This is a genomic window from Pauljensenia sp. 27098_8_83 (assembly GCF_041432695.1).
GTDB lineage: Bacteria > Actinomycetota > Actinomycetes > Actinomycetales > Actinomycetaceae > Pauljensenia.
Window position 1 is genome coordinate 1 of sequence record NZ_JAPWAD010000025.1, and the last position, 16018, is coordinate 16018.

Here is a 16018-nt window from a genome sequence, read left to right on the forward strand (position 1 = left end):
GACATCGTCTGGTTCACCCCCAACCCAGGAAAAGCACTGTTCTGCTTTACACCAGACCCCTCGTTCACCGTCCGTGAAGAGCCCTAACACACCCGCTGACGACATCAACCACCACGGAGAAGCACCCGTCGCCCATCCACGGCACAGGTGCCGCGGAGCGATCGACTACTCCGGCTGAGCCGCAGCGGCAGCCTGCGCAGCCGCCGGAGCCGCGGCGGCGATAGCCTCCAGCTCCGCCTCGCCGTGAGCGCCGGACACGAACCACACCTCGTACACCGAGGGCGGGAGGGCCACGCCCGAGGACAGGAACGAGTGGAAGAACGGGGCGTAGCGCCACGCCTCCTGGGCGCGCGCCTGGTCGTAGTCGTAGACGCCCGAGGCGGCCGCGGCCTCGCCGAACATGACGGAGAACAGGGACCCGGTGCGCTGGACGCGGTGGGCGACGCCGGCAGCGTTGAGCGCGTCCGACACGATCGTGCTGATCTCCTGCGCCGAGGCGTTGACTCGGTCGTACACGCCCTGGTCAGCGAGTTCGAGGGTGCGCAGGCCGGCGACCGTGGCCAGGGGGTTGCCCGAGAGGGTACCCGCCTGGTAGACGGGGCCCAGGGGAGCCAGCAGGTCCATGACGTCCGCGCGCCCGGCGACGGCCGCCAGGGGCATGCCGCCGCCCACGACCTTGCCGAAGGTCACGAGGTCGGGCACCCAGTCGGCGCCCTCCACGGAGGACGCGTCGACGAAGCCGGCACCGTAGCGGCCCGCGGGCGCGCCGTCGACCCACCCGGCCACGGCCTCGAGGCCCCACCAGCCGGCGGGGTCGACGCGGAAGCCGGTGAGGACCTCGTCGAGGATCATGAGCGCGCCGTGCGCGGTGCACAGGCGGCGGATTTCGCGGTTCCAGCCGGGGTGGGGCGGGACCGTGCCCATGTTGGCGGGGGCGCCCTCGAAGATGACGGCGGCGATACTGTCGCCCACCTGCTCGAAGCACGCGCGCAGGGCATCAACATCGTTGTAGGGCAGGACGATCGTCTGGGCGGTGATGGCCTCGGGGACGCCGGCCGACCCGGGCAGGCCGCCGGTGGCGACGCCCGACCCTGCGGCGGCGAGCAGGCCGTCGGAATGGCCGTGGTAATTGCCGGCGAATTTCACGATGAGGTCGCGCCCGGTGGCACCGCGCGCCAGGCGGATCGCCGTCATCGTCGCCTCGGTGCCCGTCGACACGAAGCGGACGCGCTGCGTGAAGGGCACGCGCTCGCGCACGGCGCTGGCCAGCAGCGTCTCAGTTTCGGTCGGCGCACCGAAGGACAGGCCGCGCGAGGCGGCCTCCTGGACGGCGGCGACCACCTCGGGGTGCGCGTGGCCGAGCAGCGCCGGGCCCCACGAGCCGACCAGGTCCACGTAGGAGCGCCCCTCCACGTCGGTGACGCGCGCACCGCTCGCGCTCGCGATGAAGCGCGGGGTGCCGCCGACGCCCCCGAAGGCGCGCACGGGCGAGTCCACGCCGCCGGGGATCACGGATTTTGCTTGGGAGAATGCGGTTTCGTTAGTAGTCACGGCTACCTTCATCGACGAAAAATGGATTGTTGCTATGGTACGCGCGCTCAGCACGCTCAGCGGGTCCGGCGGGCGACCTCGAGGGCCCAGTAGGTGAGGACGGAGTCGGCTCCCGCGCGGAAGATGCCGGTGAGGGACTCGTCGATGACGCGGGTGCGGTCGATCCACCCGTTGGCGGCGGCGGCCTCGACCATCGCGTACTCCCCGGACACCTGGTAGGCGGCGACGGGGATGTCGGAGGCGGCGGCCACGTCGGCCAGCACGTCCAGGTACGGGCCGGCGGGCTTGACCATGAGCATGTCGGCGCCCTCGGCCGCGTCGAGCAGCGCCTCGAAGAGGCCTTCGCGTCGGTTCGCGGGGTCCTGCTGGTAGGTGCGTCGGTCGCCCTTGAGGGTGGATCCGACGGCCTCGCGGAAGGGCCCGAAGTAGGCGGACGCGTACTTCGCGGAGTAGGCGAGGATCGCGACGTGGGCGTATCCCGCCTGGTCGAGGGCGGCGCGGATCGCGGCGACCTGGCCGTCCATCATGCCCGAGGGCGAGACCATGTGCGCGCCCGCGCGCGCCTGGGAGATCGCCATCGCCTGGTAGAGCGGCAGGGTCGCGTCGTTGTCGACGCCGCCTTCGGAGTCGAGGAGGCCGCAGTGCCCGTGGTCGGTGAACTCGTCCAGGCAGGTGTCCGCGCACACGACGAGGGCGTCGCCGACCTCGGCGCGCACGGCGGCGAGACCACGGTTGAGGATCCCGTCCTCCGCCCACGCCTGGGAGCCGATCGCGTCGCGGTGGGAGGGCACGCCGAACAGGTCGATGGCACCCACGCCGGCTTCGGCGGCCTGCGCGGCGGCCCGGCGCAGCGAGTCGATCGTGTGCTGGTACTGGCCCGGCATAGCCGCGATTTCGCGGGGTTCATCGATGTCGTCGCGCACGAAGACAGGCCAGATGAGCTTGGCGGGGTCGACGTGAGTTTCGCGCACGAGCGCGCGCATCGCTGGGGTCGAGCGCAGGCGGCGCGGGCGGATCGTCGGGATCGGGGAGGAGTCCACCCCGGCCTCGGCGAGGTAGGAGGTGACGGATTCAGGGACGGTAGTCATGAGTTTCTTTCTTCGGGTGCGTCGGCGTGGGTGGGGCGGGCGAGGGCGTCGGCGAGGGCGCGGACGATGGCATCGGGTGTGGGGGACGAGGCCTGGGCCGCGACCGCGATCCCCTGCCCCCTGGCGGTGGCGGCGGTGGGCGCGCCGATGGTCACGACCCGAGTTGAGGGGGGCGGCAGGCCGAGGAGCGGGGGGAGGGCGCGCGCCTGGGAGGAGGCGGTGAGGACCGCCGCGTCGTAGTGACCCGCGCGGAAATTCCCCGCGATATCGGCGTCACAATCACCGGCGTCGGCGGGGAGAGTGGTGTAGGCGTCGATGGCCTCGACGCTCCAGCCCAGCGCCCGCAGCCCGTCCGGCAAGGTATCGAGCGCAGCTGCCGACCGGGGAATGAGGATCGAGCGCGCATTATGAGCGGACGGAGCGGGGAAGCACTCGAGCAGCGCGGCGGCGGACCCTTTGCCGGTCATGTCGACGCTCACGCCCGCGTGGTCGCTGATCCACCGGGCCGTGGCCTCTCCGACGGCGGCGATGCGCGTGCCGCGCGAGCGTGCCCGTGGCAGGGCGGAAACGACGGCGCGCGCGGCCCTCCAGGAGGAGAACACGACCCACGCGTACGCGCCGTCAGCGAGCCGGCCGCGGGCCGCGTCGAGCTGCGCGGAATCAAGCGGCGTCGAGACGGTGAGGGCGAGAGCATCCACCTGCGCCCCGGCGAGGCGCAGGGCGCGCGCGATGGCGTCATCGGGCTTGGCGCGGGTCAGGAGGATCCGCCGCCCGTGCAGGGGTGCACTCGCGAGGGGCTCGCTCACAACGGGGCCGCTCACAACGGGGCCGCTCACAACGGGGCCGCTCACGCAAGGTTCGCTCACTGGGGCTTCGTTCACGAGGATTGCCTCGGCGCTTTCGTCGCCCCTAGATCGGTGACCTCGGCGGCGCCGCGGGCGAGCAGCTGGCGCGCCACGTCCTCGCCGAGTCGGGCTGCCTCGCCCAGGCCAACCGTGCCCGTGAGCGCTAACGCACCATTCGCCTCGACCCGCTCGCGTCCGTCGACGCTCATGACGCGCGCGTCGAGCAGGAGGGTCGAGGAGGCCTCGTCCACGCGGGCGAAGACACCGACGGGTGCCGCGCACCCCGCGCCCAGGGCGGAGAGGACGGCCCGCTCGACGCTGGCCGCGAGCGCGGTCGGCCGGTCATTGAGTGCATCGAGGAGGGTGCACAGGAGCGGGTCCGACTCGTCGCGCGTTTCGATGGCAAGGGCTCCCTGCGAGGGGGCGGGCATCATGATGGCTGGGTCGAGCACGTCGGTGGTGTGGGCGTCGAGGCCGATGCGCCGCAGCCCGGAGAGGGCGAGGACGACCGCGTCGAGACGCTCGCCCGTGCCGAGCGCAGAGGGTGCGGTGCCCGCGTCGGCACCCAGGTCGATGCCGCGCACGCGCGAGAGCCGCGTGGGGACGTTGCCGCGCAGGTCGCAGACGCGCAGGTCGGGGCGCACGGCGAGCACCTGGGCGGCGCGCCTGGGCGAGCCCGTGCCGACGAGCGCGCCCTCCGGCAGGGATGCCAGGGTCGCCCCGTCTGCCGCGCACAGAGCGTCGCGGGGGTCTTCACGCAGCGGGACGGCCGCGATGCGCAGCCCCGGCGTGGGGGCGGTGGGCAGGTCCTTGAAGGAGTGGACGGCCAGGTCGCACTCTCCTCCGAGGAGGGCGAGCCGCAGCTGCGCGGCGAACACACCGACGCCGCCGAGCGCCGCCAGGGGTGCCGCGGACACGTCGCCGTGCGTGCGCACGACCTCCAGCTGAACGTGCACGTCCTCGCCGAGGCGAGCCCCAGCCTCCTCGATCGCCCGCGCGACGGTGGTGGATTGGGCGAGCGCCAGGCGTGATCCCCTGGTTCCCAGAACGAACGTCCGCGTGGTCATAGCAGTCCTTTCGCGCCCGCGCGGGCGTGGGAGACGACGGAGGCGATGCCGGTTCCGGCGACCCAGGCGCCCGTGAGCGCCACGCCCCCCAGGGGACGCACCTGTTCCTCGAGTGCTCTCACGCGGCTGCGATACTCGGGGGGCAGGGGTGGGAGCGTGCCGTTCCAGCGGGCGAGCAGGTGGTCGGTGACAGCCTCGGGCGCGATGTCCACGCCGGTGAGCGTGCGAATATCGCGCAGGGCCCCCTCGACGGTGACGGCGGGTTCGGCCTCGCCGAGGCGCCCGTAGGACAGGCGCAGCAGGTGCGTGTGGGGCGGGAGTTGGTCGGCAAGCCACGGCCACTTGACGTTGAGGTGCGAGAGGGCCTTGGCCGCCACGGGCCGGTCGTCGGCGGGGGCGGGCGCGACCAGGAGGCCCTGGGAGACGGGCGCGTCGTCCAGCTCGGGGGCGCGCACGGCCAGGGTGAGGCGCGCGATGGGCGCGCCCTCGGGAACGCTCACATCGGGCACGAGGCCGGGGATGCGCGCCTGGGTCAACAGGCGCAGGGCGGCACCGGCGCTGCAGGCGAGGACGAGGCGCTGGGTCGTGACGCTCACGCCCGGGCCAGCCGGCACGGGTTCGGCGCCCGGGGTGGGCCCGGGCCTCGTCGGCCCACACTCGAGGGTCCATCCCGAGGCCTCGCGCGTCATCGCGAACGCGCCCGTGCGGGTCAGGACGGTTCCCCCGGCCTCTTCTATGGCGGCCCGCAGCGCATCGACGAGGACGAACATGCCGCCCTCGACGCAGGCCTCGGGGGTGCGGCGCGATCCGGCGGTGGCCAGGCGTGCCTCGACTGCGGCAGCCAGGGATCCGCGGCGAGCGGTCTCTGCACGCAGCCCGGGAGCGACCGTGTCGGTCGCCAGCATGGTCGGGTCGGCGGTGTAGATGCCCGCGATGATCGGCCGCACCGAGCGCTCCAGCACACCCTCGCCCATGCGCGCGGTCACGAAACCGGCCAGGGTCTCCCCGGCCTCGTCCATGCCGACGCCGCCGCCCATCGAGCGATCCTCGAGGGCGCGGCGCACCCCGGCCTCACCGAGCACGCGGGCGCAGTCGGGCGCGTCCGGGTGGGCCGGGATTCCCAGGAACGAGTCGCGCAGGAAGGGGCGCAGCTCCCAGCCGCCGCGCAGGGCGGGAGCATAAAGGCGGGCGCCCGAGCCAGCGGGCTCGACCGAGGTCAGCCCCAGGGCCTCCACAATCGAGGAGGTGTCGGTGCCGCGCACGACGTATGTTTCCGCGCCCAGGTCCACGTTCACGCCGCCGACCGTCCCCCGGGCGATCAGGCCGCCCAGGTAGCCGCGCGCCTCGATCAGGAGGGGGCGCACGCCCGCGCGGGCCAGTTCCCACGCGCTCACGGCTCCGGCGATGCCTCCGCCGACGACGACCGCGTCGGGGTGGGTGGGGATCGCGTCCAGGGGGCTCATCGGGCCTCACCCAGCTCGTGCACCAGCTCGACGATGCGCGTCAGCACGTCAGGGTCGGTCATGGGCGGCACGCCGTGCCCGAGGTTGAAGACGTGGCCGGGGGCAGCGCGCCCGGCGTCGAGGATATCTCGAACGGTCTGTTCGATAACGGGACACGGGGCCTGAAGTAGCGCGGGGTCCAAATTCCCCTGCACGGCCTTTCCGGGCACCTGCTCGATAGCCCACGACAGGTCCGTCTTCCAGTCCACGCCCACGCAGTCGGCCCCGACCTCGGCCATGTCGGCCAGGAGCGGGGCGCTGCCCGTACCGAAGTGGATGAGAGGGGCGCGCTCGCCGGTCACCGGGCTGACGACGCCGGCGACGCGCTGCGCAACCATGCGCGAATACGGCGCGACGGACTCGCGATAGGTGCGCGGCGAGAGGGAGCCCACCCACGAGTCGAAGAGCTGCGCGGCGCTGGCCCCCGCCTCGACCTGGGAGGTGATGAAGTCGGCGCTCACGCGCGCGCACCAGGTCATGAGGGCGTCCCACGCGCCCGGGTCGGAGGCCGCGAGCGCGCGTGCCGCCATGTGATCGCGGGAGGGGCGCCCCTCGACCATGTACGCGGCCAGGGTGAAGGGGGCGCCGCCGAATCCGATGAGGGGCGTGGACCCCAGCTCGCGCACCGCCGTTGCGACGCCGTCGCGCACGGATTGGGCTCCCTCGGCGCAGTCGCGCGCGCGCCCGGTGGAATCGGTCCAGGAGCCCTCGCCGTAGCGATGGCTCAGCAGCTCGTCGATACTCTCGCGCGTGCGATAGGGGTGGTCGAGGACCGGGCCCACGCCCGGTTCAATCTCGACACCCACCCCAGCCAGGCGCAGGGGGACCATGATGTCCGAAAAGAAGATGCCCGCGTCCACGCCGTGGCGTCGCACGGGCTGCACCGTCGCCTCGGCGGCCACGTCGGGGCGCAGGCAGGCCTCGAGCATGGGCAGGCCAATAGCGGCGCGCAGCTCACGGTACTCAGGCAGGGAGCGTCCAGCCTGACGCATGAACCACACGGGGGTGTTCCCGCGTCGCCCGGTCAGGGCAGCGATCAGCGGGGGCGTCGTCATGTGTCTCCCTCAATTAAATGATGTTTTCATGCGTTAATTCGCGCATTTCCGTCTGTTTCCAGTCTAGTTCAAGACAATTTCTCACACGCCGCAAATGCTTGAATTTTCGTGGCTTTATGTCCATTTATCCGCGGGAGAGCGCCATTTATTTCGCCGACATTCCGAAATGACACGGCGTCACCAACATAAATAGCTTCTCTCCACTGCCCGCTCTACCCGCGTGCCCTTAAATGGACGCGTTGTGACTATTCATGTGCTTTCCGCGGACCACCGCTACGCCCCCCTCGACGACATCGCCCGGCTCTCCGGCGCGACCGACCTCGGCCCTACCCTCATGCGCTCGCTGGCGCAGGTACGTGGAGTCATGTTCCTACGCACCTGTAACCGCGTCACCATCTACGTCGACGCCCCGGCCTCGGCCGACCCCCACGCGCTCCAGGACGCGGTAGAGCGCGAACTCGCCACCGCCGCCCACGCCCCGCGCGCCGACGTACAGCTGCGGCACCTGTGGGGACGCGACGGCCTCGTCGATCTTTTCGCGACGGCATCCGGGCTGGAATCCATGGTTATCGGCGAGCGCGAGATCGCCGGGCAGATGCGCCGCGCCGCGCGCACCGCCTGGGAGGACGGAACCCTCAGCTGCGACCTGGGACGCGCCGCCGAACGGGCCTCGGCCACCTCGCGCCGCGTCGCCACCGAGACCGGACTGGCCGGGGCGGGCCGTTCGGTCGTCGCCGTCGGCCTCGACATGGCGGCCGCCCACCTGGGACCGTGGGAAGACACGCGCGTGCTCATCGTCGGCACGGGCGCCTACGCCGGTGCGACCGTCAGCGCCCTGAACGCGCTCGGCGCATCGGACGTGTCCGTCTACTCGACGTCTGGGCGCGCCCGCGAATTCGCTCAGGGACGAGGCATCGGCTGGGTTGATGCCGCAGGCCTACCCTCTGCTCTCGAGCGCGCCGAGCTGGTCATCACCTGCCGAGGGCTCGGAAGCCCCGTCCTGACCCGCGACATGGCTGCAGCTTCCGGACGCACCGTGGTCCTGGACCTCGCGCTCATGCGCGACACCGAAAGCTCCGTCGCCTCACTGCCGAACGTGACCCTCATCGACCTGCCGACCATCCAGGCGTCGGTCCCGGCCGCCGATGCCGACGCACTCACACGCGCCCGCACCATCATCGACGAGGAGGTCACCTCCTTCGAGCGCGGCCTCGGCGCACGCTCCATGGACCCCGTCGTGCGACACCTGCGCTCACGCGTCTTCCGCATCGTCGAGGAGGAGATCGACCGCCTCAGCGACGCCCCCCTCTCGACCGACGACGCGGCCCGCGCACTGCGCCACCTGGCCGCGCGACTCATCCACAACCCGACCGTGCTCGCGCGCCGGGCGGGCGAGGAGAGCCAGCAGGAACGCTACCTGGAGGCCCTGAGCGTGGTCCTCGGCATCGACGAGACCGCCCTTATTACGGGGGACACGGCCCCTCACGCTTTCTCGCCAGGTGATCACAGCGATTCCCTCGTCGGCGCCTGCCCCCGCGATGTTCATACACTGGGAGCATGAGCACCCAGAAGAACGATCCACGCGCACTCGCCCTCGGCGTCTCCTGCTACGTGATCTGGGGTTTCTTCCCCCTGTACTTCTCGCTGCTCTCCCCCGCCGGCGCCGTTGAGGTCATCGTCCACCGCGCGGTCTGGGGCTTGTTCTTCTGCGTGGTTGCGCTCGCTGTGACGGGGTCGCTCGGGAAGGTGCGCGCACTCATCGCGGACCGCGGAGCCCTGTGGCGCCTCGCGGTCGCGGGCGCGCTCGTCGTCGTCAACTGGTCGGTGTACGTGTACGCGGTCCTCGCCGGACACACGACCGACGCGGCAGTCGGCTACTTCATCAACCCCCTCGTCACGATCGCGCTGGGACTCATCGTGCTGCGCGAGCGCGTCACCCCGATCCAGCAGGTGGCTCTGGCCCTCGGCGTCATCGCCGTCATCATTCTCGTCATCGGCCAGCGCGCGGTCCCCATCGTCTCCCTCACGCTCGCACTGACGTTCGGCCTGTACTCACTGGTGAAAAAGGACGTGGCCGCGCGCGTCGACCCGCTCGCGGGCATGGCGATCGAGACCGCGGCGGTCTCGCCCTTCCTGCTGGGCTACTACGCGTATCTGGTGGCCACGTCCTCCACATCCTTCCACGCCATCGCGTCTTCCGACGGCTCCGGGTTGTCGTGGCCCGTTCACCTGGCCCTCCTGGTGGGCGCGGGGGCACTCACGATGATCCCACTCATTATGTTTGCCTCGGCGGCAAGGGGTTTGACCCTGGGGACAATGGGATTCCTGCAGTATCTGGGGCCGACCCTGCAGCTCCTCGTCGCCGTGTTCATCTTCCACGAGAGCGTGCCCGCATTCCGCTGGATCGCGATGGGCGTCGTGTGGGTGGCGCTGGCGTGCCTGAGCGCCGACTGGCTGGTCTCCTCCGTGCGCGCCAAGCGCCTGGCCCGGGCAGGTCACCAGGACTGAGGCCGGGCACGCCGGGCGGTGGGGGCGGCCGCCATGGCGAGCCCCGGTACAAAACTCCCCCTGCACGGGGCACATCTGGCATCATGCGCGACAATGTTCGCCCAGCGTGGGGCCTTCACAGGCTCACCCGTGACAAAATTCGCCCAGCGCAGCCCCTACTACAGTGTTTTCGCGAAAAAACTCGCCCAGCACGCCACAAACCGCCGATTTTGGGCCATTTTTCGTGCACTGGGCGAACTTTTTCGCGCATTCGCCCACCACCAGACCAAGCAGGGAGAACTTTGTACCGCACGCGGGGCCGGTGCCGGTACAAAACTCTCCCGGCACACACCCCCAGCGAGCCCAACCGGTACAAAACTCTCCTGGCGTATCCAGTTCGGCGGCCCAACCGGTACAAAACTCTCCCGGCACATTGGCCTGGCGGGCCCAACCGGTACAAAACTCTCCCAGCACACCCGAAACCGCCCTTTTTGACCAGTTTTACCCGAGCAGGGAGAACTTTGTACCGCTCCCACCAACAACAAGCCACGCAGGGAGAAGAAAGTCACGCGCCAACACCCCGCCTCACCCCAACAACACGCACCTCCCCCAATTCCGCATGCAATTCGATTGCATGAAACTTCAACAACACTCAGAAACGTTGAAATACCAACGATCACAATTCAAATCCTGAAATAGCCGCAGGGGAATTGCATGCGAAATTGTTGAGAGCCGCACGCCGATGCGGAGGGGGCCGGAGGGTCCGGAGGGCACGGGCAGGCTTCGAGGCGCGGGGCCTGGCCGCGGTGCCGGTGGGCGGTGTCAGGCCCTGGCCGAGCTTCAAAACGACACACCAGCCAAAAGTCGCATGCAATTCGATTGGGTGAAGTTTCAACAAAGTCTGAAAACGTTGGAATTCCAACACTACAAATTCATAGTTTGAAAGAGTCGTGGGGGAATTGCATGCGAAATTGCTAGGGGCGAGCGGTGAGCATGCTAGCCACGAACAGCGACACAGCGCCGCCCGATTGGAGGCCGCCGCAGGGCCTGCAGAGCCTGGCCGCGGTGCCGGTGGGCGGCGGCAGGGCCAGGGCGGGCCTCGAGATCGACCACTCTGAGCCGCAGACTCGCGTGTGGCGATCTCGCGGGCGGGCCGCCGCCCACCGGCACACACAGCGGCCAGGCACAATCAAGCAACGCGGGGCCCGCAACACCAGCGGCCAGTTAAACCGCCCTTACTCTCCTCCGCCGCCAGGCTCGGGGCGTCCCGTGTAGTTGACGAAACGCGCCATGTCGCCCTGGAAGAGGGCGGTGACGGTCGCGGTCGCGCCGGCGCGATGCTTGGCGACGATGATGTCGGCCTCGCCGGGGCGATCCTCCTTGTCGTAGTAGTCGGGGCGGTGCAGCAGAATAATGATGTCCGCGTCCTGTTCGAGCGACCCGGATTCACGCAGGTCGCTCATCATGGGCTTGCGGTCGGTGCGGCCCTCGGAGTTACGGTTCAGCTGTGCGACGGCGATGACGGGGATGTCGAGGTCCTTGGCCAGGAGCTTCAGGTTTCGCGACATCGCGGAGACTTCCTGCTGACGGGATTCGACCTGACGGCCGCTTGTCATGAGCTGGAGGTAGTCGATGACGACCAGGCCCAGGTTTTCCTGCTGTTTCAGGCGGCGGCACTTGGAGCGGATCTCGGAGATCGTGATGTTCGCGGAGTCGTCGACGTACAGGGGCGCAGCGCTCATGCGCGAGGACGTTTCGGCGACCTTTTGCCATTCGTTGCTGTTCATTTTGCCGGCCTGCATCTTGGACAGACGCACCCCGGACTCGGCGGACAGCAGGCGCATCGCGATTTCCTGCGAGCTCATTTCCAGCGAGAAGATCAGCGACGTGATGCCGTGCTTCATGGACGCGGAGCGGCAGAAGTCCAGGGCGAGCGTGGATTTACCCATGGCGGGTCGGGCGGCGACGATGATCATCTGGCCGCCGTGTAGGCCCTGGGTCAGCTCATCCAGGTCGGTGAAGCCTGTGGGCACGCCGTTGAGCTTGCCCTGGTTCTTTTCGATGTCTTCGAGGGCGATGAGAATATCCGTGCTCATCTTATCCATGGACACGTAGTCGCTGGTTTCGCGCCCGTCGGAGACGGCGTAGACCTCGGCCTGGGCTTGGTCGACGATCTCGTCGACGTCGCCGCCAGCGTCCGCGTAGCCGAGCTGGACGACGCGCGTGCCCGCGGTGACGAGGCGGCGCATGATGGCGCGCTCACGCACAATGCGCGCGTAGTAGGCGGCGTTCGCGGCGGTGGGCACGGAGGCGATGAGGGTGTGCAGGTAGGCGGCGCCGCCGACCTTCGACAGGAGGCCGGCGCGCTTGAGTTCGCCGGCGACGGTGATCGCGTCGGCGGGTTCCGCGCGGCCGTTGAGTTCGATGATGGTGTCGAAGATGGTCTCGTGGCTGGGCTGGTAGAAGTCCTGCCCACGCAGCATCTCGGAGACGACGTTGGCGGCCTCGGTCGTCAGCATCATCGATCCGAGGACGCTCATCTCCGCGTCGATGTCCTGCGGGGGGACGCGGTCGAACTGGTCGTCGGACATCGTGATCCTTTCGGGTGCGCGGGCGTGTGGGGACGAGGCCGGGGCTGGGTTCGGGCCGCGAGCGCGGTGGGGAGCCCTGTGGATAGAGGGCCTTCAGGCGAAGACTAACGCGTTGTAGGAGATTGCGCGACCGGCGCTGTGCACGGGCCTGTGCACATATTGTGGATAACCTGTGCACAACGCCGACAGCGCCTGTGCACAACGTGAAATGACCGATCTGTCAGGGCAGATATGCTCATCACAGTCACATCGTTGTCATTCATTGGGCCGTCTAGAATTTCCCCGTGCACGGCTTTCCACAGGCCTGTGCACACATTGTGGATAAGGAAAACGGAGCGTGTCATGACGAGCACACAGGGACCCAGCGACCCGACCTCACCGTCGAAGCGTGAGGAGGCCCCGGCCTCGTCGACCCCGACGATCACGACGCGGATGATCCTGTCGCTCGCGCTGCCCTCCTTGGGGGCTCTCATCGCTGAGCCGCTGTTTACGGTCATCGATTCGACGATGGTCGGTCACCTGGGTACCCCGCAGCTGGCGGGCCTGGGTGTCGCGTCGACCGTGCTGAACACGGCGGTCGGGCTTTTCATCTTCCTCGCCTACTCGACGACGTCCTTGGCGGGGCGTCACCTGGGGGCCGGGCGGCGCGATCTCGCGGTCCGCTCTGGGGTCGAGGCCATGTGGCTGGCGGGAGGCCTCGGCCTCCTCGCCGCGATCCTCCTGGCGGTCTTCGCCTCTCCCCTGCTCACCTGGCTGGGAGCGAACGAGGCGACGCTGCCGCACGCCCTGGCCTACCTGCGCGCGTCCGCGCCCGGGCTGGTCGGCATGTTCGTCGTCCTGGCGGCGACCGGGACTCTGCGCGGGTTGCAGGACACGCGCACTCCCCTGGTCGCGGCGTCTGTGGGCGCGGCGTTCAACGCGGTGGCGAACTGGGTGCTCATGTACCCGCTCGGCATGGGGGTTGCGGGGTCGGGCCTGGGCACGGCGATCACGCAGACGCTCATGGCGGTCTTCCTCGGCTGGATGATCGTGCGCGCCGCACGTCGCGAGGGCGTGAGCCTGCGCCCATCCACCTCGGGCCTGTTCGGCGCGGCGGTCGAGGGGGCGCCGCTGCTCGTGCGCACCCTCGCCCTGCGCGTCGCCCTCCTGGCTACCCTGAGCGCGGTGACCGCGATCTCCACCCAGGCCTTGGCCGCCCACCAGATCGTGTGGACGCTGTGGACGTTCGCCGCCTACGTGCTCGACGCGCTCGCGATCGCCGCCCAGGCGCTGGCAGGATTCACGGCCGGCACCGGCGAACGCGGGGCCATGCACCCGCTCCTGCGCACGCTCTCGCGCTGGGGTGTCAGCTTCGGCATCGCAGTCGGCGTCGCTCTGGCGCTCACCGCACCCTGGATCACTCGCATCTTCACGAACGACCAGACCGTCATCGACTACGCGACCGTCGCCATCATCGTCAGCGCCTTCTTCCAGCCGGTCGCAGGCTACGTCTTCCTCCTCGACGGCGTCCTCATCGGCGCGGGCCGAGGCCGCTACCTGGCCATCGCCGCCGTCATCAACCTGGTCGTGTACGCGCCCCTCCTGTGGGTCATCGCCCACTCCTCCTCGCTCGCCGCGCGCCCCTCGCTGGCCCTCGCGCTCGTGTGGCTCGCATACTCGGCGGTCTACACGGGTATGCGGGCGCTCACCAACGGGCTCGGCGCGCGCTCGCTGTAGGTGATCGACGAGGCCGGGGCAGGCCTCGTCCCCACCGGCCGTTTCGCGCGGGGTTCGGCGTCCCGGCGGGGTGGGCCCAGGCCTCGTCCCGAGGGTGCCAATCGTGACCGGAAACGCCCTAGCGAAGACGCTCCCACCCGTGTAAAGTGGGTAGCTGGACTGTCCGCACCCGCGGCCCGTCCAGCAGGCCCCCAGGGGCCATACGCAACGCCCTCCTGTCACGGACCGTCCGTGACCGTAAAGACCATAGGAGGTGGGAACCAACGTGCGTAACTACGAACTGATGGTGATCCTCGATCCTTCGATCGACGAGCGCACCGTCGCCCCCGTGATGGAGAAGTACCTGGCACCCGTGGCTGCCAACGGCGGATCCGTCGAGAACCTTGACATCTGGGGCAAGCGCCGCCTTGCTTACGACATCCTCAAGCGTTCTGAGGGCATCTACGTCGTCATCGACATGACCACGACCCCCGAGGTCGCTCTCGAGATCAACCGCCGCATGGGCATCGACGAGACCATTCTCCGTACGAAGCTCCTGCGCCCCGACGCTCACTGAGCCGACACCACACCCTCTAAGCCCGAGGAGCCGACATGGCCGGAGATACCGTCATCACTGTCATCGGTAACCTGACCGCTGACCCCGAACTGCGTTGGACGCAGTCCGGTGCCGCGGTCGCCGATTTTACGGTGGCCTCCACCCCCCGAACCTACGACCGTAACGCCGGTGAGTGGCGCGACGGCGACACCCTCTTCATGCGCTGCTCCGTGTGGCGCGATACCGCTGAGAACGTCGCCGAGTCGCTGCGTAAGGGCATGCGCGTCATCGTTCAGGGTCGCCTCACCCAGCGCTCGTACGACACCCAGCAGGGTGAACGTCGCACGGTCGTTGAGCTGCAGGTCGACGAGGTCGGCCCATCCCTGCGCCGCGCACGCGCGCAGGTCACCCGCACCGCCCCCTCCGGTGGCGGCGGCTACCAGTCCGACAACCGCGGCCAGCAGGGCGCGCCCCAGCAGGGCGGCGGTTACGGCGGCGGCCAGGGTGGATACGGCCAGGGTGGCGCCAACTACGGCGCACCGACCGGCGGCTCCCCCGAGGACCCGTGGCGCTCCGCCCCCGCTGGCGGTGCCACCTCCTTCGGCGACGAGCCCCCGTTCTAAAGTCGAGCGCTCCGGCGCTCGCGCCGGACGCCACGTCGAAGACACAACGCTTGGGGCGGCACAGTCCGCCCGGATTCACTAGGAGACCATCATGGCGAAGCCCCAACTTCGCAACAAGCCCATCAAGAAGAAGGCCAACCCGCTGAAGTCGGCCAAGATCGAAAAGATCGACTACAAGGACACCGCTCTGCTGCGTAAGTTCATCTCGGACCGCGGCAAGATCCGCGCCCGCCGCGTGACCGGTGTTTCCACCCAGGAGCAGCGCAAGATCGCTCGCGCCGTCAAGAACGCGCGTGAGATGGCTCTGCTGCCCTACTCCACGACCGGCCGCTGATAAGGGAAGGACACAGCTGATATGGCTACCACGAAACTGATCCTCACCCACGACGTCCCCAACCTCGGCCACGCCGGCGAGGTCGTCGAGGTCAAGGCTGGCTACGCCCGCAACTACCTGGTCCCCCGCGGCTTCGCCGCCAAGTGGACCGCCGGCGCGCAGAAGCAGATCGACCAGATCGCCGCTGCTCGTCGCCGCCACGAGATCGCCACGATCGACGACGCTCGCGCCGTGCGCGACGCCCTCCAGGGTGCCGTTGTCGAGATCTCCGGCAAGGTTGGCAACTCCGGCCGCCTGTTCGGCGCCGTCTCCGCTGCTGCGATCGCTGACGCGGTCAAGGAGCAGCTGGGCCAGACCATCGACCGTCGTCGCGTCATCATCGCCACGCCCATCAAGGCCGTAGGCGACTACACGGTGACCGTCGGCCTCCACACCGAGGTGTCCGCGAACCTCAAGGTCCGCGTTTCCGCCGCGAAGTGAAGGCTTCACGCATCGGTTGAATGCTGATTGAAGGGTTGGCTCCCGCTCATGCGAGCGGGGGCCACCCCTTTTGCTGTGCCTGCAAGATCTGACGCTCGTCTACGACACGTCGTTGCGGGCCCCTGCCGGAGCGCGGCAGGCGCG

Annotated in this window: 14 protein-coding genes and 1 pseudogene; 8 read left to right on the top strand and 7 right to left on the bottom strand. The window is 69.4% G+C overall.

What is annotated here, in order from left to right; all coding sequences use genetic code 11:
* Positions 1-87, top strand: a pseudogene (locus O3656_RS08805) (DNA-binding protein); the annotation flags it as partial.
* A gap of 78 nt (positions 88-165) precedes the next feature.
* Here the strand turns inward: O3656_RS08805 and hemL are convergent.
* Genes hemL through hemE form a run of 6 tightly spaced genes read right to left on the bottom strand, consistent with a single transcriptional unit; the run spans position 166 to position 7108 of the window.
* Positions 166-1563, bottom strand: coding sequence for a glutamate-1-semialdehyde 2,1-aminomutase (gene hemL / locus O3656_RS08810; RefSeq protein WP_500063627.1), 1398 nt, complete (start codon positions 1561-1563; stop codon positions 166-168).
* Between the two features lie 44 nt (positions 1564-1607).
* Entirely contained in the window at positions 1608-2639 is a 1032-nt protein-coding gene (gene hemB / locus O3656_RS08815; protein ID WP_500063628.1) for a porphobilinogen synthase, read from the bottom strand.
* Positions 2636-3505 (bottom strand): uroporphyrinogen-III synthase, encoded by an 870-nt coding sequence (locus O3656_RS08820; RefSeq protein ID WP_500063629.1) that lies wholly within the window; start codon positions 3503-3505, stop codon positions 2636-2638. Before O3656_RS08820 ends, hemB begins: the two co-directional genes overlap by 4 nt.
* Positions 3506-3516: 11 nt before the next feature.
* Positions 3517-4551 (bottom strand): hydroxymethylbilane synthase, encoded by a 1035-nt coding sequence (hemC, locus tag O3656_RS08825; protein WP_500063630.1) that lies wholly within the window; start codon positions 4549-4551, stop codon positions 3517-3519.
* Positions 4548-6014 carry a protoporphyrinogen/coproporphyrinogen oxidase gene (locus tag O3656_RS08830; protein ID WP_500063631.1) on the bottom strand — a complete coding sequence of 489 codons (1467 nt, stop codon included), beginning with the start codon at positions 6012-6014 and terminating at the stop codon, positions 4548-4550. The genes hemC and O3656_RS08830 overlap by 4 nt, the downstream gene beginning before the upstream one ends.
* Positions 6011-7108 (bottom strand): uroporphyrinogen decarboxylase, encoded by a 1098-nt coding sequence (hemE, locus tag O3656_RS08835; RefSeq protein ID WP_500063632.1) that lies wholly within the window; start codon positions 7106-7108, stop codon positions 6011-6013. The genes O3656_RS08830 and hemE overlap by 4 nt, the downstream gene beginning before the upstream one ends.
* 241 nt (positions 7109-7349) lie before the next feature.
* On the opposite strand from hemE, the gene O3656_RS08840 reads away from it, so the two are divergent.
* Complete coding sequence (locus O3656_RS08840; protein ID WP_500063634.1) at positions 7350-8669, top strand: glutamyl-tRNA reductase; 1320 nt, start codon at positions 7350-7352, stop codon at positions 8667-8669.
* Positions 8666-9616, top strand: coding sequence for an EamA family transporter RarD (gene rarD / locus O3656_RS08845; RefSeq protein ID WP_500063635.1), 951 nt, complete (start codon positions 8666-8668; stop codon positions 9614-9616). The genes O3656_RS08840 and rarD overlap by 4 nt, the downstream gene beginning before the upstream one ends.
* A gap of 1214 nt (positions 9617-10830) precedes the next feature.
* Here the strand turns inward: rarD and dnaB are convergent.
* Positions 10831-12186, bottom strand: a complete 1356-nt coding sequence (dnaB, locus tag O3656_RS08850) for a replicative DNA helicase (RefSeq protein WP_500063636.1) — start codon at positions 12184-12186, stop codon at positions 10831-10833.
* Positions 12187-12528: 342 nt separating this feature from the next.
* On the opposite strand from dnaB, the gene O3656_RS08855 reads away from it, so the two are divergent.
* From O3656_RS08855 to rplI, 5 genes are all read left to right on the top strand, one after another.
* Complete coding sequence (locus tag O3656_RS08855; protein WP_500063637.1) at positions 12529-13902, top strand: MATE family efflux transporter; 1374 nt, start codon at positions 12529-12531, stop codon at positions 13900-13902.
* A 265-nt stretch (positions 13903-14167) separates the two neighbouring features.
* Complete coding sequence (gene rpsF, locus O3656_RS08860; protein ID WP_500063638.1) at positions 14168-14458, top strand: 30S ribosomal protein S6; 291 nt, start codon at positions 14168-14170, stop codon at positions 14456-14458.
* 35 nt (positions 14459-14493) lie between these two features.
* On the top strand, positions 14494-15060 hold the full coding sequence (locus O3656_RS08865; protein ID WP_500063639.1) for a single-stranded DNA-binding protein: 567 nt from the start codon (positions 14494-14496) through the stop codon (positions 15058-15060).
* 91 nt (positions 15061-15151) lie between these two features.
* A complete protein-coding gene (gene rpsR / locus O3656_RS08870) occupies positions 15152-15394 on the top strand; it encodes a 30S ribosomal protein S18 (RefSeq protein WP_003791435.1) in 243 nt (80 codons plus the stop codon).
* A gap of 21 nt (positions 15395-15415) precedes the next feature.
* Positions 15416-15874: a 50S ribosomal protein L9 gene (gene rplI, locus O3656_RS08875; RefSeq protein WP_500063640.1), complete on the top strand. Its 459-nt coding sequence runs from the start codon at positions 15416-15418 to the stop codon at positions 15872-15874.
* Positions 15875-16018: the final 144 nt, after the last annotated feature.

What these genes read in the sequence shown, in the direction of transcription:
- dnaB (WP_500063636.1), bottom strand. Translation starts at nt 12,186, where the DNA reads ATGTCCGACGACCAGTTCGACCGCGTCCCCCCGCAGGACATCGACGCG.
- rpsR (WP_003791435.1), top strand. Translation starts at nt 15,152, where the DNA reads ATGGCGAAGCCCCAACTTCGCAACAAGCCCATCAAGAAGAAGGCCAAC.
- O3656_RS08855 (WP_500063637.1), top strand. Translation starts at nt 12,529, where the DNA reads ATGACGAGCACACAGGGACCCAGCGACCCGACCTCACCGTCGAAGCGT.
- rplI (WP_500063640.1), top strand. Translation starts at nt 15,416, where the DNA reads ATGGCTACCACGAAACTGATCCTCACCCACGACGTCCCCAACCTCGGC.
- hemL (WP_500063627.1), bottom strand. Translation starts at nt 1,563, where the DNA reads ATGAAGGTAGCCGTGACTACTAACGAAACCGCATTCTCCCAAGCAAAA.
- hemE (WP_500063632.1), bottom strand. Translation starts at nt 7,108, where the DNA reads ATGACGACGCCCCCGCTGATCGCTGCCCTGACCGGGCGACGCGGGAAC.
- O3656_RS08865 (WP_500063639.1), top strand. Translation starts at nt 14,494, where the DNA reads ATGGCCGGAGATACCGTCATCACTGTCATCGGTAACCTGACCGCTGAC.
- O3656_RS08830 (WP_500063631.1), bottom strand. Translation starts at nt 6,014, where the DNA reads ATGAGCCCCCTGGACGCGATCCCCACCCACCCCGACGCGGTCGTCGTC.
- hemC (WP_500063630.1), bottom strand. Translation starts at nt 4,551, where the DNA reads ATGACCACGCGGACGTTCGTTCTGGGAACCAGGGGATCACGCCTGGCG.
- rarD (WP_500063635.1), top strand. Translation starts at nt 8,666, where the DNA reads ATGAGCACCCAGAAGAACGATCCACGCGCACTCGCCCTCGGCGTCTCC.
- hemB (WP_500063628.1), bottom strand. Translation starts at nt 2,639, where the DNA reads ATGACTACCGTCCCTGAATCCGTCACCTCCTACCTCGCCGAGGCCGGG.